Consider the following 19,144-nt stretch of genomic DNA (forward strand, 5'->3'; position numbering starts at 1 on the left):
GGTCACCAGTGAAGCACTCACCACTGACAACACCCTGCGATCTTGAGGAGTTCCAGGCATGAGCCGCATGTCCCAGACCGACCCCGAACTCACCCACCGCCTCACCAGACGAGGCATGCTCGGCGTCGCCGCCGGAAGCACCGTCGCCGCGCTGCTCGGCGCCGCCGCGGCCCCCGCCACCGCCGCCACCGAGACCACGACCGCCGCCGAGACCGCCGCCGGCGGCCGAGGCCGTCCCGTTCTGCCGCCCGGCCGGCTCGGCATCCAGCTGTACAGCCTGCGGGACAAGGTCTCCACGCTGGGCTTCGCCCCCGTCTTCGCCGAACTGGAGAAGTACGGCTACGACGAGGTCGAGTTCGCCGGATACACCCAGGGCTCGGCCGGTCCGATCACGCTCGCGCAGCTCAAGCGGCTGGCCCGGAACCACGGCCTGAACCCGATCGGCAGCCACGTCGGCTACTACTCCAGCGACCCGAACGCCTACACCTTCGCCCAGAACCTCACCAAGGTCCTCGACGACGCCCAGGCCCTCGGCCTCAAGCACATCGGCACCGCCGCGGGACCGTTCCGCTACGGCTCGACCGTCGACGCGTGGAAGCGCGCGGCCGAGGACTTCAACACCTACGGTGCGGCGGCCAGGGCGCGCGGCATGAAGTTCTACCAGCACAACCACTCCGAGGAGTTCTCCTTCGCCACCGACAACCCCAAGGTCCGCCTCTACGACGTGCTGCTCGCCGAGACCGACCCCGACCTCGTGTTCCTGGAGATGGACATCTTCTGGGCGTACTCGGGCCAGTTCCGCTTCTCCAAGCGGCCCGACGGCACGCCCGCGCCCTTCGAACCCCTCGACTACGTGCTCAAGCAGCCCCACCGCTACCCGCTCTTCCACGTCAAGGACGGGGAGAGCGACCCGTCGAACCAGTACGGCTACCGCATGACCGACGTCGGTGACGGCGACATCGACTACCAGCGGTTCATCTCCGCCGTGACCCGGCTGCGCGGCGAACGACTCGCCCACCACTGGCAGGCCGAGCACGACAACCCGACCGAGTCCTTCACCTTCGCGCGGCGTTCGAGCGCGCATCTGCACTCACTGCGCGAGAAGTGCTGACGGCTCCACCCGCATGAGGCGGCCCTCCCCGGATCGGGGAGGGCCGCCTCATGCGTGCCGGCTCATACCGCCACACGGCCTCGTGAACGCCGTTCCGGCGTCCGCCGGCACGTCACGCCATCTCCTCGCCGAGCGGGTGCGGGTTGGGAGCGATGCGCCGGGCCTGCGGCCTGTCCGGTGCCTTGAGGAAGAGCGCCAGGACCGCGGAGGCCAGACCGATGGAGCCCGCGATGACGAACGCGCCCTCGTAGTCCCACGCGTGGACCACGACCGCGCCCATCCCGGCCCCCACGAGCCCGGAGATCAGCTTCGAGCTGTAGACGATGCCGTAGTTGGAGGCGTTGTTGTTCTCACCGAAGTAGTCCGCGGTCATGGCCGCGAACAGCGGGAAGATCGCGCCGCCGCCGAACCCGGAGACCATGGAGCAGAACAGGAAGAACGGCATGCTGCCCATCTGGCCGGAGATCAGCACCCCGAACTGCGCGGTCCCCAGCACCAGACACACGATGATCAGTGTGTTGCGGCGCCCGAACTTGTCGGAGATCCAGCCGATGACCCCGCGCCCGGTGCCGTTGACGATGGCCTTCAGGGACATCGCCGTGGCCACGATCCCGCCCGCGAAGCCCATGTCCTTGCCGAACGGCACCTGGAAGGCGATGCCGAAGATGTTGATGCCGGCCGTGCACAGCAGACAGAACCACATCATCCACAGCACGGGCGTGCGGGCGGCCTCCTTCGGTGTGTACTGCTTGACCGCCGGCGGGTTCTTCTCCAGTGCCCGGCGGATCTTCGGGTCGTCGGTCTGCCGCAGCGGGTCGACGTTCGCGGGCCACCAGTTCTTCGGCGGGTCCTTGAAGAACCACCCGGCGAACGCGACGACCGCGCAGCAGATGACACCCACCATCACCAGGACGACCTCGTAGTTGCTCAGGTCCATGTACGAGGTGAACAGGAAGACGAAGGGCACCGATCCGTAGGCGAAGCCGCCGTTGACCATGCCGGTCTTGCCGCCCTTGCGCTCCGGATACCACTTGCCGACCATGTTCACGCAGGTCGCGTAGACGAGGCCGGCGCCGATGCCGCTGAACATGCCGAAACCGATGTAGGCGACGATCACGTGCGGCGCGAAAGCCAACGAGATGTAGCCGCAGATCGTGCCGAACGCGCCGAGCATCATCGCGTACCGCGCGGGGAGCCTGCCGCTCTCGCGCAGCTGCCCGGCGGGGAAGGCGACGGCGGCCTGGAAGAACACCCAGACGCCCATCAGCCAGAAGATGTGCCCGCTGTTCCACAGGTGGGCCTCGTGCAGGGTGTCCTCGGCGGAGGTGAACGCGTACTCCGAGGAGCTGATCCCCATCATGCCGATCCACGGGAAGAGCACCATGGTCCATCGTGGCCGGCCCATGATGTCCCGGTCGGTCTCGCCGATCCGGTACAGGCGGCCGTTGCGGTCCGTCACCTCCCTGTAGGGGACGGGTGTGGAGAAGTCGGTGGTTGTCATGTGTCTCGCACCCCTTGCGTCGAAAGCTCTGGCCAGCGCCCCCTGTCCAATGCCTTTCGTGTGCGCACGGGTCCCGGGCCGGCCGACGCGCACCGTCGGCCGGCCCCGCACCGGTTCACCTCATGAACGGCCCCCCAACAGTCCAGCCGCGCGCGCCCAGCGGTACTTGGCGCCGAGTACGGCCACCGGCTTCTCGGTCGTGTACGGGTACGCCACGACCCCGCGCTCGTACAGGTACTGGCAGGCCTCCTCGACCTCGACGTCGCCCGCCAGCGACGCCACCACCGGCTTCTCGATGCCGCGCTCCCGGAACTCGGCCACCACGCGCGCGGTGAGCTCCGCGAAGACCATCGGGGGAGTGACGATGGTGTGCCAGTAGCCGAGGACCAGCGCGTGGATGCGCGGGTCCTCCAGACCCAGCCGGATCGTCGCCTCGTACGTCGACGGCGGCTCGCCCCCGGTGATGTCCACCGGGTTGCCCGCGGCCCCGAAGGGCGGGATGAAGGTCCGGAAGGACGCGTCCAGGTCCGGCGGGATCTCCATCAGGGTGAGGCCGTTGTCGGTCACCGCGTCGGACAGCAGCACCCCGCTGCCGCCCGCCCCGGTGATGATCACGACGTTGTCCCCCTGAGGGGTGGGAAGCACCGGCAACGCGCGCGCGTACTCCAGCATCTCGTTCAGCCCGGGCGCCCGGATGACCCCGGCCTGCCGCAGGATGTCGTCGTACACGGCGTCGTCGCCCGCCAGGGCTCCGGTGTGCGATCCGGCGGCCTTCGCGCCGGCCGCGGTACGTCCCGCCTTCAGGACGACGACCGGCTTCTTCGGTACGGTCGCCCGCGCGGCCTCGACGAAGGCGCGCCCGTCCTTGAGGTCCTCCAGGTGCATCGCGATGCACTCGGTGTTCGGGTCCTCGCCGAACCAGGTCAGCAGGTCGTCCTCGTCCAGGTCCGACTTGTTGCCGAGGCCGACGATCGCCGACACGCCCGTCTTGGTGGTCCGGGCGAAGCCCAGGATGGCCATCCCGATGCCACCGGACTGAGAGGTCAGCGCCACCCCGCCCTTCACGTCGTACGGTGTGCAGAACGTGGCGCACAGGTCCTGCCACGTCGAGTAGTAGCCGTAGATGTTCGGCCCGAGCAGCCGGACCCCGTGCCGTTCGCCGATCGCCACGATCTCGTCCTGGAGTTCGTGCTCGCCGGTCTCCGCGAACCCGGAGGGGATCAGCACGGCGTTCGGGATCTTCTTGCGTCCCACCTCCTCCAGGGCCGAGGCCACGAACTTGGCGGGGATCGCGAAGACCGCCACATCCACCTCACCGGGAACGTCGGTGACACTCTTGTACGCCTTGCGGCCGAGAATGTCATCGGCCTTGGGGTTCACCGGATGGATCTCCCCGGCGAAGCCGCCGTCGATGAGGTTGCGCATCACGGAGTTGCCGATCTTGCCCTGTTCGTTGGAGGCACCGATCACGGCGACCGAACGGGGCTCCATCAGTCGGCGCATGGAGGTGAGGATCTCCTCGCGCGTGTACGTCGGCCGGGGCTTCGGCAGGGACTCGGCGAGGATGACCCTGATGTCGGCCGCGACCGCGCTCTGCGGCGTGGCGATCACCGGGTTGAGGTCAACCTCCGCGATCTCCGGGAAGTCCGCGACCAGTTGGGACACCCTGCGGATCTGCTCGGCGATCGCCCACCGGTCCACGGCGGGCGCCCCGCGCACCCCGCGCAGGATCTCCGCCGCACGGATGGAGTCCAGCATGGACAGCGCCTCGTCGGCCTCCAATGGCGCGAGCCGGAACGTGACGTCCTTGAGGACCTCGACCAGCACCCCGCCGAGCCCGAAGGCCACCACCTTCCCGAAGGTCGGATCGGTCACCGCGCCGACGATGACCTCCTGCCCCTTGGGCAGCAGTTCCTGGATCTGTACGCCCTCGATACGGGCTTCGGCGCTGTACGCACGCGCGTTGCCGATGATCTCGTGGAACGCGGCCCGTACGTCGGCCGAGCCCTCGACGCCCACGATCACACCGCCGGCGTCGGTCTTGTGCAGGATGTCCGGCGAGACGATCTTCATCACCACGGGCCCGCCGAAGCGCGCCGCGTACGCCACCGCCTCGTCGACGTCGGTCGCCAGCTCCTCACCCGGTACGGCGATCCCGTACGCGTCGGCGATCACCTTGCCCTCGGGCGCGGTCAGCGCCGTCCGGCCCTCGGCGCGCACGGTGTCGAGGAGCGTGCGCACCCTCACATGGCGGTCTTCGGCCATCACGTCAGATCACTCCGTTCGACTTGAGCAGGCGCAGCTCCTCGTCGCCGAGACCGAGCTCGCCGACGTAGACCTGTTCGTTGTGCTCGCCCAGCAGCGGTGAACTGCTCACCTCGACGGGGGAGTCGGAGAGCTTCAGCGGGCTGCCCACGGTCACGAACTCGCCCCGCTCGGGGTGCGGCACGGTGACGACCATCTCGTTGGCGACCAGCGACCGGTCCTCGATGATCTCCTTGGTGGACAGGATCGGCCCGCACGGGATGTTGTGGGCGTTGAGCTTCTCCAGCACCTCCCACTTCGGGAGCGTGGCGGACCACTCCTCGATCAGCTGGAACATCTTGCCCAGCTTGGGCAGCCGGGCCTCCGGCGACGCCCACTCGGGGTCGTCGGCCAGCTCGGGCCGGCCGATGAGCTCGCTGAGCGGCCGCCAGCCGACGGGCTGCACGATGACGTACACGTAGTCGTTCGGCCCGCCCGGCGCGCACTTGACCGCCCAGCCGGGCTGGCCGCCGCCGGAGGCGTTCCCGGACCGGGGAACCTCGTCGCCGAAGTCGTCGTTGGGATATTCAGCGAGCGGGCCGTGTGCCAGGCGCTGCTGGTCGCGCAGCTTCACCCGGCAGAGGTTGAGCACAGCGTGCTGCATGGCCACATTGACCCGCTGACCGCGCCCGGTGTTCTCCCGCTGGTACAGCGCCGCGAGAATCCCCGCCACGGCGTGGACGCCCGTGCCCGAGTCCCCGATCTGGGCCCCCGTCGCCAGCGGCGGCCCGTCCTCGAAACCGGTGGTCGACATCGACCCGCCCATGGCCTGAGCGACGACCTCGTACGCCTTGAAGTTGGTGTACGGGCCGTCCCCGAACCCCTTGATGGAGGCATAGACGATCCGCGGATTGATCTCCTGGATGCGGTCCCAGGTGAAGCCCATGCGGTCGACCGCGCCCGGTCCGAAGTTCTCGACCATGACGTCGGAGCGCCGGATCAGCTCGGTGAGGATCTCCTTGCCGCGCTCGGTCTTGGTGTTGAGGGTGATGCTGCGCTTGTTGCAGTTGAGCATCGTGAAGTAGAGGGAGTCGACGTCCGGCAGGTCGCGCAACTGCTTGCGCGTGATGTCACCGGTCGGCGCCTCCAGCTTGACGACGTCCGCGCCGAGCCAGGCGAGGAGTTGGGTCGCGGAGGGTCCGGACTGGACGTGCGTCATGTCCAGGACGCGGATGCCTTCAAGTGCCTTGGTGGACGTACCAGTCATCGGGGGCACCTCACTTGTACATCGTCTGGTTCATGGTTCCGGGGGCGTACGCGTCCGGGTCGACCCAGACGTTGATCAGCGAGGGCTTGCCGGACTCGCGGGCGCGCCGGAGCGCGGGGCCGATGTCGGCGGGGTCGCGGACCTCCTCGCCGTAACCGCCCAGCATCTGGGCGAACTTGTCGTAGTGGACGTCGCCGAGGGTGTTGCCGACCCGCTCGCGCTCCGGGCCGTACTTGGCGGCCTGGCCGTAACGGATCTGGTTCATGGAGGAGTTGTTGCCGACGATGCCGACGAAGGGCAGGTCGTAGCGGACCAGGGTCTCGAAGTCCCAGCCGGTGAGGGAGAAGGCGCCGTCCCCGAACAGGGCGACGACCTCCTTGTCGGGCCGCGCCTGCTTGGCGGCGAGCACGAAGGGGACGCCGACGCCGAGGGTGCCGAGCGGCCCCGGGTCCATCCAGTGGCCCGGTGACTTGGGCTGCACGACCTGCCCGGAGAAGGTGACGATGTCGCCGCCGTCGCCGATGTAGATGGAGTCCTCGGTGAGGAAGTCGTTGATCTCGCTGACCAGCCGGTACGGGTGGATCGGCGAGGCGTCCGACTTCAGGCTCGGCAGCCGCTTCTCGATCGCGGTCTGCTCGGCGGCCCGCAGCTCGTCGAGCCACTCCTTGCGCTTCGACGCGCCCCCGTTGACGCGCCCGGAGGCCGCCTCGGTCACCGACTTCAGCACCAGCCCGGCATCGCCGACGATCCCGAGGTCGATGTCGCGGTTCTTGCCGACGGTCCGGTAGTCGAGGTCGATCTGCACGACGGTCGCGTCCGGCGACAGCCGCTTGCCGTAGCCCATGCGGAAGTCGAAGGGCGTACCGACGATGACGATGACGTCGGCGTTGGAGAAGGCGTACCGGCGCGACAGCTGGAAGTGGTGCGGGTCGCCCGGCGGGAGGGTGCCGCGACCGGCTCCGTTCATGTACGCCGGAATGTTCAGCGTCCGTACGAGGTCGATGGCCGCCTCGGTCCCGCGTGTCGTCCACACCTGGCTGCCCAGCAGGATGGCCGGTTTCTCGGCGTGCACGAGCAGGTCGGCGAGCTTCTCGATCGCCTCGGGATCACCGGCCGAGCGGGTCGAGGCGCGGTAGGCGCCCGGCTTCGGTACGCGCGCCTTGGCCACCGGCACCTTGGCGTCGAGGACGTCGCGCGGGATCTCCAGGAAGGAGGGGCCGGGCGCGCCGTGATAGCACTCGCGGAACGCCATCGACACCATGTCCGCCGCGCGCGCCGTGTCCGGCACGGCCGCCGCGAACTTGGTGATCGGCGTCATCATGTCGACGTGCGGCAGGTCCTGCAGCGACCCCATCTTGTGCTGGGTCAGCGCCCCTTGGCCGCCGATCAGCAGCATCGGGGACTCCGCGCGGAAGGCGTTGGCGACACCGGTGACGGCGTCGGTCGTACCGGGGCCCGCGGTGACGACCGCGCAGCCGGGCTTGCCGGTGATGCGGGCGTAGCCGTCCGCGGCGTGTGCGGCGACTTGTTCGTGCCGGACGTCGACGACTTCTATGCCCTCGTCGACGCAGCCGTCGTAGATGTCGATGATGTGGCCGCCGCACAGGGTGTAGATGCGGTCGACCCCCTCGGCCTTCAGCGCCTTTGCAACGAGATGACCACCGGAAATGACGTCCTGGGTGTCGTCGGGCATGGCGAAGTCCTGTCCCTTCGTAGGGGGTTGGAACGCTCTCGCGGTACATTGCATACAGTCGACGAATACTGTATGAAGCTTGTTATCCCGCATCCGGTGGGTGGTGTCCAGGGGGCGTGCGGCACTTTTAAGGCAGGAGCCGAGATGGACCTGTACGAGCACCAGGCAAGGGAACTCTTCGAGGAACACGGCATCTTGGTGCCGAGGGCGGGGGTCACCGACTCGCCCAAGGAGGCACGCGAGATCGCCCGCGGACTGGGTGGTCGTGTCGTGGTGAAAGCCCAGGTGAAGACTGGTGGCCGGGGCAAGGCGGGCGGGGTCAAACTCGCCTCCGATCCGGCCGCAGCAGAACTGACGGCCCGTCAGATTCTGGGCATGGACATCAAGGGCCACACGGTCGGCAAGGTGATGCTGGCCCAACCCGTGGACATCGAGGCCGAGTTCTACGTCTCCTACGTCCTGGACCGCGCGGCCGGCCGCTTCCTCGCGATCGCCTCCGCGGAGGGTGGGATGGAGATCGAGGAGATCGCCGCCAGTCGACCGGAGGCCGTAGCCCGTATACACATCGACCCGGCGGAGGGTGTCACCTCGGCGAAGGCGGCCGGGATCGCGGAGGCCGCCGGACTGCCGCCGCAGACCGTCGACGTCCTCGTCCGGCTGTGGGAGGTGCTGGTCCGGGAGGACGCGGTCCTCGTCGAGGTCAACCCGCTCGTCCGGACCCGGCAGGGGCAGATCCTCGCCCTCGACGGCAAGGTCACCCTCGACGACAACGCCCGCTTCCGACAGGCACGTTGGGGGGCGGAAGGCGCGGCGCACGACGACCCGCTGGAGGCGGCGGCGGCCGCCAAGGGCCTCAACTACGTCAAGCTCGACGGCGAGGTCGGCATCATCGGCAACGGCGCCGGCCTCGTCATGTCGACCCTCGACGTGGTCGCCGGCTGCGGGGCCCGCCCCGCCAACTTCCTCGACATCGGCGGCGGCGCGTCGGCGCAGATCATGGCCGACGGCCTCTCGGTCATCCTCTCCGACCCGGCCGTGAAGTCCGTCTTCGTCAACGTCTTCGGCGGCATCACCGCCTGCGACGCGGTCGCCGACGGCATCGTGCAGGCCCTGGACACCGTCCAGTTGACCAAACCGCTGGTCGTGCGCCTCGACGGCAACAACGCGGCGCGCGGCCGCAGCATCCTCGACGGGCGTGCCCACCCGCTGGTCCAGCAGGCCACCACCATGGACGGCGCCGCGCGCCGCGCCGCCCAACTCGCCACCACAGCCTGAGGAGACGGGACATGGCGATCTACCTCACCAAGGAAAGCAAGGTCCTCGTCCAGGGCATGACCGGCGGCGAGGGCATGAAGCACACCCGCCGCATGCTCGCGGCCGGCACGAACATCGTCGGCGGCGTCAACCCGCGCAAGGCGGGCCGCACCGTCGACTTCGACGACCGTGCCGTGCCCGTCTTCGGGTCGGTTGCCGACGGTATGCAGTCGACCGGAGCCGATGTCACCGTCGTGTTCGTGCCCCCGGCCTTCGCCAGGGCGGCCGTCGTCGAGGCCGCCGACGCCGGCATCGGCCTCGCCGTCGTCATCACCGAGGGCATCCCCGTCCACGACTCCGTCGCCTTCACCACGTACGCGAAGGAGAAGGGCACCCGCGTCATCGGTCCGAACTGCCCCGGCCTGATCACCCCCGGCCAGTCCAACGCCGGCATCATCCCGGCCGACATCACCAAGCCGGGCCGGATCGGCCTGGTGTCCAAGTCGGGCACGCTCACCTACCAACTCATGTACGAACTCCGCGACATCGGCTTCTCGACCTGCGTCGGCATCGGCGGCGACCCCGTCGTCGGCACCACCCACATCGACTGTCTCGCCGCCTTCCAGGACGACCCCGACACCGAGACCATCGTCCTCATCGGGGAGATCGGCGGCGACGCGGAGGAACGCGCGGCCGCCTACATCCGCGAACACGTCACCAAGCCCGTCGTCGGCTACATCGCCGGCTTCACCGCGCCCGAGGGCAAGACCATGGGGCACGCGGGCGCGATCGTGTCCGGTTCCACCGGCACCGCGCAGGCCAAGAAGGCGGCACTGGAGGCGGTCGGCGTCAAGGTCGGCAGCACCCCCACCGAGACGGCCCGCCTCGTGCTGGCCCAACTGGAGGCGTGACCTCACTCATAGGTGACGCGAGGTCACTTACCGCAGTCGCGGCGCCTCGCTATCGTCCTTCGCAGCCATGCACCAACCCGCCCCCGACTGTGCACCGAGAGCGGAGAACCCCGATGGCAACCACCCTCACCCTCAAATCAGGCACGTCCTGGACCGACGCCTGGCAGCGCTGCCTCGCCGTCGCCCCCGAGGCGTTCCACGACGACCGCGTCCTCAACCTCTGGGACTGCGCCTGGCGGGCGGACGGCCGGGCCCTGCCCGCCACCAGCCCCGTCGACGGCAGCCCGATCGCGGGCCCGCCCCGCCTGGACCGGACCACCGCCCACCAGGCCGTACACGCCTCGCTCGACCAGCACCGCGCCTGGCGGCACATCCCCCTCGACGAGCGCCGGGCCCGCGTCGCGGCCACCCTCGACGCCCTGACCGAGCACCGCGAACTGCTCGCCCTGCTGCTCGTCTGGGAGATCGGCAAACCCTGGCGGCTCGCCCAGGCGGACGTCGACCGGGCCATCGACGGCGTGCGCTGGTACGTCGACGGCATCGAGCCGATGCTCGCCGGCCGGGCCCCGCTGGACGGCCCGGTGTCGAACGTCGCGAGCTGGAACTACCCGATGAGCGTGCTCGTTCACGCAGTGCTGGTCCAGGCACTGGCAGGCAACGCGGTCATCGCCAAGGCCCCGACCGACGGCGGTGTGGCCTGTCTGACGCTGGCGTGTGCGCTCGCCGCCCGCGAGGGGATTCCCGTCACCCTCGTCAGCGGCAGCGGAGGCGAGCTGTCCGAGGCGCTGGTGCGGGCGCCGGAGATCGGCTGCGTCTCCTTCGTCGGCGGCCGCGACACCGGCGCCGCGGTGGCCACGGCCGTCGCCGACCTCGGCAAACGACACGTACTCGAACAGGAGGGACTCAACACCTGGGGCATCTGGAACTACACGGACTGGGACGCGCTCACGGCGGTCGTGCCCAAGCTCTTCGACTACGGCAAGCAGCGCTGCACGGCGTACCCGCGCTTCGTCGTCCAGCGGCAGCTGTTCGACGAGTTCCTCGCGGCGTACCTCCCGGCGGTCCGCACGCTGAGGGTCGGCCACCCGCTCGCGGTCGAGCACCCCGACGACCCCTACCCCCGGCTGGACTTCGGGCCCGTCATCAACGCGGCCAAGGCCAAGGAACTGCACGACCAGGTCGCCGAGGCCGTCGACCGCGGCGCCGTCCCGCTGCACCGCGGCCGGCCGGCCGACGCGCGCTTCCTGCCCGGCCAGGACACGTCGGCGTACGTCCAACCGGTCACGCTGCTGAATCCGCCGCCGTCCTCCCCGCTGCACCACGCGGAACCGTTCGGCCCGGTCGACACCATCGTCCTGGTCGACACGGAGGCGGAGCTGCTGGCCGCGATGAACGCGTCCAACGGCGCGCTGGTGGCCACGCTGTCCACGGACGACCGGGCGACCTTCGACCGACTCGCCCCGCAGATCCGGGCGTTCAAGGTCGGGCACGGCACACCTCGCTCCCGCGGTGACCGTGACGAGTTGTTCGGCGGGTTCGGCGCGTCCTGGCGGGGCGCGTTCGTCGGCGGCGAACTCCTGGTGCGGGCCGTGACCCACGGCCCGGCGGGGGAGCGGCTGCCCGGCAACTTCCCGGAGTACCAGCTCATGCCGTGAGACCGACCGTGCGAGGCCGGTACGACGGGGCGCGCCCGCAGCACCCCGCCGGCGACCGGCTCAGGTGACGGCCGACGGCCGGGTGGTGTCCGCATCCCGCGGGCACCACCCGGTGGTCACCTCGCCGGCCGGCCACCGTGCCGCGATCTGCGGACGGGGGCGCGGAAGGCTCGGCACGAGGTGGTTCATGCGTCGAACCGACGCAGGCCGACGAGGAGTGGAGCAGCAGGGCCCGTAGGGCGCACACCGGCACCATGCCCAGCCCCTCCGGCGCGTCAGCCGATGCCCTGACGGTCCGGTTGCAGGGCGAAGGTCCGGTCCGAAGCCTCCGGCACACCACGCTCCACGGCCTGCGCGAGCAGCGCCCGATGGCGCAGCAGCGGCTCCCGCCGCTCCTCGGGGACCAGGAGGGCCAAGTCGTCGAGTCCGGCCAGCAGACGGCGCGTGACCTGCGGATGGTCTACGGCACAGCCACGGATCTCGGCGAATCCCAGATCCACCAGCGCGGCCCAGCCCGGCACGGGCTGCACGAGCCGGACGGCGCCCCGTCGGTCCCGGTGCAGCGAGGCGTCCAGTGGCCGCGGGGCCAGGGCGGCCAGGAACTGCACGATCCGGTCCAGGGCCTGTACGGCCGTCGTCGGATCGTTGACCGCCGGGGACAGCGCCCTGAGCGCGATGTCGGACAGCTGGCGCAGCCCGAAGCCGAGATCCTGGTGGAAGGTGCGCTCGACACCGACGGAGACGGAGTAGCGCAGCGCGCGGTACGGCGGCATCCGGCCACCGTGCACGGCCAGGACGGGCGTGCCGGGCACGACGAAGTCCCCGGTCCGCGGAATCAGCCGCAGGACGACGTCGTGCTGCCGCGCCACCCGCACCAGCCGGGCGATGTTCACGTCCCGCAGGACGCCGGCCCGCCCCTCGTGGGCGATCCACGCCGTCTCGGGCCCGAGCGCGTGCCCTTCGGCGGATGCCCCGACCGGCAGCAGGGCGACCACCCCGAACGCCTCCCCGACGATCCGGTCGATCACGTGCCCGACCCGCATCAGCCGCAGCGTCGTGTTCACGTACATCACGAACAGCAGCAGGCTCAGTGCGACCATGACGAGCGTGACGAGCGACTGGACAAGGGGGACCGAGGTGACCAGCCGGGGGTCGGGGTCGCTGTCGTACGCGGTCAGGACGAGCAGGGTCAGCAGGAAGGTCGCGAGGAAGACGGCGAAGGTCGCCTTGGTGATCCGGGACCGTACGAAGATCCGCACCACCCGCGGGCTGAACTGACCGCTCGCCATCTGCACCGCGACCAACGAGATGCTGAAGACCACGCCGATGAAGGTCATCATCGCCGAGCTCACCGTGGTCACCACGGTCCGCGCGTCGTCCGCGACCTTCAGCAGTTCCTCGACCGCGTCGTACTCGCCCCGGTCCTGAAGCGCCTCGACGATCCTGGTGTCGATCTCCGACGCCACCGCCCACACGAGGAACACGCCCACCATGGCCGTGGCGGGCGCGAACCAGAACGTGTCCCGCAGATGCTCCCTGAGGGGCGACAGCGCCCGCGGTCTGCGCCCGGCGGACGGGCTGTGCGTAACCTTCCAGTCGCTCATGGTGAGACCTTAGTTTCACCGGCCCGGTCACCCCGGGAGCGCCGCTCGGGCGACGGATATGCAGGTGAAAGCCACTGCGAAACCTTGGTATTGTTGTCCGTGTCGCCGCCGGGTACACCCCCGGCCAGGCGGCAGACACCTGGTCCGGGTGGCGGAATGGCAGACGCGCTAGCTTGAGGTGCTAGTGCCCTTTATCGGGCGTGGGGGTTCAAGTCCCCCCTCGGACACCACATGACATGAGACCCCTGTTCATCAGGGGTCTTCTGCTTTTCCGGGTGCTCCCGCGCGCAGTCCGTCCATGACGAGGTCCAGCAGCCGGGCGGTGCGCGTCCGCCAGTCTCCGCGGGGATCGATCTGCCAGAGGCCGGCTATGGCGAGGAAGAAGTCGTCCGCGGTGACTCCCGGGCGGATGGTGCCGGCCTCCTCGCTCGCGCGGAGCAGGACCTCGGCCGCGGCCGTCACGGGGGTGTGGCCCGGTTTCGCCGGGCCGTCCGCTGTGCTCATGGCGTGGCGGATCGCCTCCGCCATGCCGACCTTGGCCATCGCGAACTGCGCCAGCCGGTCCATCCACTCGCGCAGCGCCCGGGCGGGTGCGTGCGTTTCGAGCAGCTGGGACGCGGCGTCGGCGACCTGCTGCATCTCGTAGCGGTAGACCTCCAGGACGAGCGCCTCGCGGTTGGGGAAGTTCCGGTAGAACGTGCCCTGTCCGACGCCCGCCTTCTTCGCGATCGCACTGAGCGGGGCGTCCGCGGAGTGCGTCAGCTCGGCCAGCGCCACTTTCAGGATGCGCTCGCGGTTGCGTTGCGCGTCCGAGCGCAGAGGCGTGTCCTTCTTCTGCTGCACTCGTCCTCCTGGTGGACGCGCGGCCGAAAGCCGTCCTTGCTAACCGGACAGCTGTCCACTACGTTCGAGGTAAGCGGACAGCTGTCCATTTGAGTCCACTCTAGCGCCGTTGCGACGGCGTTGCTCCCCCGCGTCCACCCGAAACGTCTCCTGACTCGGCTGACTGCCGGAGCGTGCCCGCCACCTGCTCCGGATACGCGAAAGAAGGCTGATCATGGCCCCACCCCCCTCGTCCACGTCCAGCGCCGTCACCTTGAAGATCAACGGCGACAAGCACACGCTGTCCGTCGACCACCGCACCACGCTCCTCGACGCCCTGCGCGAGCGCCTGGACCTGACCGGCACGAAGAAGGGCTGCGACCAGGGGCAGTGCGGTGCCTGCACGGTCCTGCTCGACGGACGCCGTGCCGTGGCCTGTCTGCAACTGGCGGTGGCGGCCGAGGACCGCGAGATCACCACCGTCGAAGGGCTGGCCGAGGCCGGGCAACTCCACCCGGTGCAGCAGGCGTTCCTCGACCTCGACGGCTACCAGTGCGGCTACTGCACACCGGGGCAGATCTGTTCCGCCGTCGCGGTGATCGAGGAACACGCGGCGGGCTGGCCGAGCGCCGTCACCGACGACGTCCGGCCCGAGGTGGGAGCGCCGCCGTTGACCGCCGACGAGATCCGCGAGCGGATGAGCGGCAACCTGTGCCGCTGCGGCGCCTACGTGTCGATCGTCCAGGCGGTCGCCCGGGCGGCCGAGGCGCGGATGTCCCAGGAGGCGGCCGTATGAGGGAGTTCGACTACCGGCGCGCCGTCGACGTCTCCGGCGCCCTCGCGCTGCTCGACGCCGATCCCGAGGCACGCTTCCTCGGCGGCGGCACCAACCTCGTCGACCTGATGAAGACCGGCGTCGAGCGGCCTGCCCGGCTCGTCGACGTCCGCGAACTCCCGTTGAACGGGATCGAGTCGACGGACAACGGTGGGCTGCGCATCGGTGCGACCGTCACCAACAGCGACCTCGCCGCCCACCCCGAAGTCCGGCGCCGCTACCCGGCGTTGACCCAGGCCGTCCTGGCCGGCGCCTCCGGGCAGCTGCGCAACATGGCCACGGTCGGCGGTAACCTGCTCCAGCGCACCCGCTGCGGCTACTTCGCCGACGTGACCAAACCGTGCAACAAACGCGTCCCCGGCAGCGGTTGCCCCGCCGTCGAGGGCGAGCACCACAACCACGCCATCCTGGGCGCCTCCGAGCACTGCGTGGCCGTCCACCCCTCCGACATGGGCGTCGCGCTGACGGCCTTCGACGCGGTCGTCTCGTACGAAACGGCCCACGGACCGGGCGAGTTGCCCCTTGCCGAGTTCTACCGGCCGGTGGGCGACACCCCGCACCTGGAGACCGCGCTGCCGCCGGGAGCGCTGATCACCGGCGTCACCCTGCCACCCGCCCCCGTCGCCGCCGACTCCCGCTACCGCAAGGTGCGCGAGCGTGCCTCGTATGCCTTCGCGATCGGCTCGATCGCCGCCGCGCTCGGCATCGAGGACGGTGTCGTACGCGAGGTGCGCCTGGCGTTCGGGGCGGTCGCGTCCCGGCCGTGGCGGGCCCGGACGGCCGAACGCGCGCTGACCGGCGCACCGGCGAACGCCGAGACCTTCGCGGCCGCCGCGGACGCCGAACTGGCCGCCGCGAAGCCGCTGCCGCACAACGGATACAAGGTGACCCTCATGCGCAACCTCGTCGTGGCCGTGCTGACCGAACTCGCCGAGGAGGCCGCCCGATGACCACCGCCCCCACGCGCAAGCACTTCGTCGGCACCGCGCACACCCGCGTCGAGGGCCGCGACAAGGTCACCGGGGCGGCCCGCTACGCGAGCGAGATCCCCTTCGACCGACTCGCCCACGGCTGGCTGGTGTTGTCCACCATCGCCCGCGGCCGCATCACCTCGGTGGAGGACACCCCCGTCCTGGCCATGCCCGGCGTGGTCGCCGTCCTGCACCATGGCAACGCCCCGCGCGTCGACACCGACTACACCGGCCTGCTCGGCACCGCGCCGGACCCGACCGCGGCCCTCTTCCAGCACGACCGGGTACCGCACGCGGGCTGGCCGGTCGCCCTGGTCGTCGCCGACACCTCCGAACAGGCCCGGGAAGCCGCCGAAGCGCTGGTCGTGCACTACGAACAGGAGCCGCACGACGTCGACTTCACCGCCGAGCACCCCGACGCCTACCCGCTCGACAGCCACCTGCCGGCGGTGGCCGAGAAGGGCGACCTGGAGGCCGAACTCGCCGCGTCCGCCGCCGTCGTGGACGCCGAGTACACCACCCCGGAGGAGCACCACAACCCGATGGAGCCGCACGCGGCGGCCGCCCGCTGGGACGGCGGACGGCTCGACGTCGTCGACTCCAACCAGGGCACCCTGTGGGTCGCGAGCGAACTCGCGAACCTCTTCTCGCTCGACCCGGCCTCGGTGCGGGTACGGTCCGAACACGTCGGCGGCGGCTTCGGCAGCAAGGGCCTGCGCGCCCACCAGGTGGCCGCGGTGATGGCCGCGACCGTCCTGCAGCGCCCGGTCCGGGTCGTCATGACACGCCGTCAGATGTTCTCCCTGGCCGGCTACCGCAGCCCCACCCGGCAGCACCTCAGGCTCGGCGCCGACGCCGACGGCCGGCTGCGCGCGCTGGAGCACCGCTGCCTGAGCCTCACCTCGACCGTCCACGAGTTCGTCGAACCGGGCGCGGACCCGGCCCGGACGATGTACGACGCCGACGCCCACCACACCGCCAACCACGTGGTACGACTCGACGTGCCGACGCCGACCTGGATGCGCGCGCCGGGCGAGGCACCGGGATCGTTCGCGCTGGAGTCGGCGCTCGACGAACTCGCCGAGAAGCTGGGGATCGACCCGATCGAGCTGCGCGTCCGCAACGAGCCCGCGCTGGGTCCCGTGTCCGGGCTGCCGTTCAGCGGCCGCAACCTGCTCGCCTGCTTCCGGGAAGGCGCCCGCAGGTTCGGCTGGGCCGATCGGGACCCCCGTCCCGGGCTGCGCCGCGACGGGAGGTGGCTGCTCGGCACCGGCACCGCGGCGGCCTCCTTCCCCGCCGGCGCCGCACCCTCCACGGCGGCCGTGACGGCCGAGGCGGACGGCACCTTCACCGTGCGGATCAACGCGGCCGACATCGGAACCGGCGCCCGCACCGCGCTCACATTGGTCGCCGCCGACGCGCTGGAGGCGGCGCCGGAGCGGGTCCGGGTACGCATCGGCGACAGCGACTTCGGGCCCGCGTTCATCGCCGGCGGATCGATGGGCACCCGCTCCTGGTCGTGGGCGGTCACGGTCGCGGCCGAGGAACTGCGGGAGCGGCTCGCCCTCGGCGCCGCCGTCCCGCCCGAGGGGATCACCGTACGGTCCGACACCACCGAGGCCGTCGGCGCCCTCGCCCGGAAGGAACGGCACTCCTTCGGCGCACAGTTCGCCGAGGTCGCCGTCGACGTCGACACCGGCGAGGTCCGGGTGCGCCGCATGCTCGGCATCTTCGCGGCAGGCCGGATCGTCAACCCGCTCACCGCACGGGGCCAGTTCGTCGGCGGAATGACATGGGGCATCTCGATGGCCCTGCACGAGGAGGCGGTACGGGACGCCGGCACGGGCGGCCACTACGGCGCCGACCTCGCCGGCTACCACGTGGCCGCGCACGCCGACGTCCCGCTCGTCGAGGCGGACTGGATCGACGACCCGGATCCGGACGACCCGGTCGGCATCAAGGGCATCGGCGAGATCGGCATCGTGGGCGCGGCGGCGGCCATCGCCAACGCGGTCCGGCACGCGACCGGCGTACGCCACCGCCACCTGCCCATCCGGCCCGACCGCGTCCTGATGGCAGGCCGGCATGCTTGACATCGCCGCCGAGCTGCACCGCTGGGCCGAGGAGGGCCGCGCGTTCGCCGTCGCCACGGTCGTGGCCGTCGGCGGCAGCGCCCCGCGCGGCCCCGGGGCCGCCCTGGCGGTCGACAGCGCCGGCACGGTGATCGGCTCGGTCTCCGGAGGCTGCGTGGAGGGAGCGGTGTACGACCTGTGCGTCACGGCGCTCCAGGACGGCGAGACGGTCGTCGAACGCTTCGGGTACAGCGACGAGGACGCCTTCGCGGTCGGCCTGACCTGCGGCGGGGTCATCGACGTCATGGTCACGCCGGTCCGCACGGACGGACCGGCACGCACCGTCGTCCGGTCGGCGCTGTCCGCAGTCGTCCGGGGAGAGCCGGCCGCGCTCGCCCGGGTGGTCCGAGGACCGGCCGAGCTCCTGGGCAGGACACTGTTCGTGCGCCCCGACGGGTCCTGCGAAGGCGGCCTCGGCGAACTCGACCGCACCGCGGCGGCCGAGGCCCGGGCCCTGCTGGACGCCGGCCGTACCGGCACCGTCGAACTGTCCGCGGACGGCTCGCACTGCCCCGGCGGCCTGACCCTGCTCGTCGAGTCGAGCGTGCCGCCACCCCGCATGATCGTCTTCGGAGCGATCGACTTCGCCGCGGCGCTGGTACGCGCCGGCAAGTTCCTCGGCTACCACGTGACCGTGTGCGACGCCCGCCCCGTCTTCGCCACCCGGGCCCGCTTTCCCGAGGCCGACGACCTCGTCGTCGACTGGCCGCACCGCTATCTGCGGGGCACCGCGACCGACGCGCGCACGGTGCTGTGCGTCCTCACCCACGACGCCAAGTTCGACGTACCCCTGCTCAAGGAAGCCCTGCGGATGCCGGTCGCGTTCGTCGGGGCGATGGGCTCACGTCGCACGCACGCGGACCGGGAGCGCCGGCTGCGGGAAGTAGGCGTGACACCACGGGAGTTGGCGCGGCTGCGGTCGCCGATCGGGCTCGACCTCGGCGCCCGTACCCCCGAGGAGACCGCCCTGTCCATCGCGGCGGAGATCGTCGCGCACCGGCGGGGCGGAACGGGCGTTCCGCTCACCGGATCGGGGACGCCGATCCACCGTGGCGGGGGAGAGGGGAGTGCCGTGGCGGCGGCCTGAAGGTCATGTACGGGAGCCTGAAGGTCATGTACGGATTCGAGTGGTAGGGCCCCGGAG

At 70.7% G+C, this 19,144-nt stretch carries 14 protein-coding genes and 1 tRNA gene; 9 read left to right on the forward strand and 6 right to left on the reverse strand.

Annotation, left to right across the window (positions count from 1 at the left end; translation table 11 throughout):
* Window positions 1-58 precede the first annotated feature (58 nt).
* Window positions 59-1,111: a sugar phosphate isomerase/epimerase gene (locus QFZ76_RS40760; protein ID WP_307678377.1), complete on the forward strand. Its 1,053-nt coding sequence runs from the start codon at window positions 59-61 to the stop codon at window positions 1,109-1,111.
* Window positions 1,112-1,223: 112 nt separating this feature from the next.
* On the opposite strand, the gene QFZ76_RS40765 is transcribed toward QFZ76_RS40760, so the two are convergent.
* From QFZ76_RS40765 to QFZ76_RS40780, 4 genes are all read right to left on the reverse strand, one after another.
* The gene (locus QFZ76_RS40765) at window positions 1,224-2,612 is read right to left on the reverse strand and encodes an OFA family MFS transporter (RefSeq protein WP_307678378.1); all 1,389 of its coding nucleotides are present in this window, start codon (window positions 2,610-2,612) and stop codon (window positions 1,224-1,226) included.
* Window positions 2,613-2,732: 120 nt separating this feature from the next.
* Window positions 2,733-4,877, reverse strand: coding sequence for an acetate--CoA ligase family protein (locus tag QFZ76_RS40770; RefSeq protein WP_307680276.1), 2,145 nt, complete (start codon window positions 4,875-4,877; stop codon window positions 2,733-2,735).
* 4 nt (window positions 4,878-4,881) lie between these two features.
* Complete coding sequence (frc, locus tag QFZ76_RS40775) at window positions 4,882-6,123, reverse strand: formyl-CoA transferase (RefSeq protein ID WP_307678379.1); 1,242 nt, start codon at window positions 6,121-6,123, stop codon at window positions 4,882-4,884.
* 10 nt (window positions 6,124-6,133) lie between these two features.
* The gene (locus tag QFZ76_RS40780; protein ID WP_307678380.1) at window positions 6,134-7,816 is read right to left on the reverse strand and encodes a thiamine pyrophosphate-binding protein; all 1,683 of its coding nucleotides are present in this window, start codon (window positions 7,814-7,816) and stop codon (window positions 6,134-6,136) included.
* A 144-nt stretch (window positions 7,817-7,960) separates the two neighbouring features.
* On the opposite strand from QFZ76_RS40780, the gene sucC reads away from it, so the two are divergent.
* From sucC to QFZ76_RS40795, 3 genes are all read left to right on the forward strand, one after another.
* Window positions 7,961-9,091 (forward strand): ADP-forming succinate--CoA ligase subunit beta, encoded by a 1,131-nt coding sequence (sucC, locus tag QFZ76_RS40785; protein ID WP_307678381.1) that lies wholly within the window; start codon window positions 7,961-7,963, stop codon window positions 9,089-9,091.
* Window positions 9,092-9,102: 11 nt separating this feature from the next.
* Window positions 9,103-9,981 (forward strand): succinate--CoA ligase subunit alpha, encoded by an 879-nt coding sequence (sucD, locus tag QFZ76_RS40790; protein ID WP_307678382.1) that lies wholly within the window; start codon window positions 9,103-9,105, stop codon window positions 9,979-9,981.
* 113 nt (window positions 9,982-10,094) lie between these two features.
* Window positions 10,095-11,636 (forward strand): aldehyde dehydrogenase family protein, encoded by a 1,542-nt coding sequence (locus tag QFZ76_RS40795; RefSeq protein WP_307678383.1) that lies wholly within the window; start codon window positions 10,095-10,097, stop codon window positions 11,634-11,636.
* Window positions 11,637-11,911: 275 nt separating this feature from the next.
* Here the strand turns inward: QFZ76_RS40795 and QFZ76_RS40800 are convergent, their stop codons facing one another.
* Complete coding sequence (locus tag QFZ76_RS40800) at window positions 11,912-13,240, reverse strand: DUF2254 domain-containing protein (RefSeq protein ID WP_307678384.1); 1,329 nt, start codon at window positions 13,238-13,240, stop codon at window positions 11,912-11,914.
* A 142-nt stretch (window positions 13,241-13,382) separates the two neighbouring features.
* Here QFZ76_RS40800 and QFZ76_RS40805 point away from each other — a divergent pair.
* Window positions 13,383-13,470 (forward strand) — tRNA-Leu (locus QFZ76_RS40805).
* Between the two features lie 22 nt (window positions 13,471-13,492).
* Here the strand turns inward: QFZ76_RS40805 and QFZ76_RS40810 are convergent.
* Window positions 13,493-14,083, reverse strand: coding sequence for a TetR/AcrR family transcriptional regulator (locus QFZ76_RS40810; RefSeq protein WP_307678385.1), 591 nt, complete (start codon window positions 14,081-14,083; stop codon window positions 13,493-13,495).
* Window positions 14,084-14,297: 214 nt separating this feature from the next.
* Between QFZ76_RS40810 and QFZ76_RS40815 the strand changes: the two genes are divergently transcribed.
* Genes QFZ76_RS40815 through QFZ76_RS40830 form a run of 4 tightly spaced genes read left to right on the forward strand, consistent with a single transcriptional unit; the run spans window position 14,298 to window position 19,087 of the window.
* A complete protein-coding gene (locus QFZ76_RS40815) occupies window positions 14,298-14,858 on the forward strand; it encodes a 2Fe-2S iron-sulfur cluster-binding protein (protein ID WP_307678386.1) in 561 nt (186 codons plus the stop codon).
* Window positions 14,855-15,847 carry a xanthine dehydrogenase family protein subunit M gene (locus QFZ76_RS40820; protein WP_307678387.1) on the forward strand — a complete coding sequence of 331 codons (993 nt, stop codon included), beginning with the start codon at window positions 14,855-14,857 and terminating at the stop codon, window positions 15,845-15,847. The genes QFZ76_RS40815 and QFZ76_RS40820 overlap by 4 nt, the downstream gene beginning before the upstream one ends.
* Complete coding sequence (locus QFZ76_RS40825; protein ID WP_307678388.1) at window positions 15,844-17,961, forward strand: xanthine dehydrogenase family protein molybdopterin-binding subunit; 2,118 nt, start codon at window positions 15,844-15,846, stop codon at window positions 17,959-17,961. Before QFZ76_RS40820 ends, QFZ76_RS40825 begins: the two co-directional genes overlap by 4 nt.
* Window positions 17,954-19,087 (forward strand): XdhC/CoxI family protein, encoded by a 1,134-nt coding sequence (locus QFZ76_RS40830; protein ID WP_307678389.1) that lies wholly within the window; start codon window positions 17,954-17,956, stop codon window positions 19,085-19,087. Before QFZ76_RS40825 ends, QFZ76_RS40830 begins: the two co-directional genes overlap by 8 nt.
* Window positions 19,088-19,144 lie beyond the last annotated feature (57 nt).

The organism is Streptomyces sp. V4I2 (assembly GCF_030817655.1).
GTDB lineage: Bacteria > Actinomycetota > Actinomycetes > Streptomycetales > Streptomycetaceae > Streptomyces > Streptomyces plumbiresistens.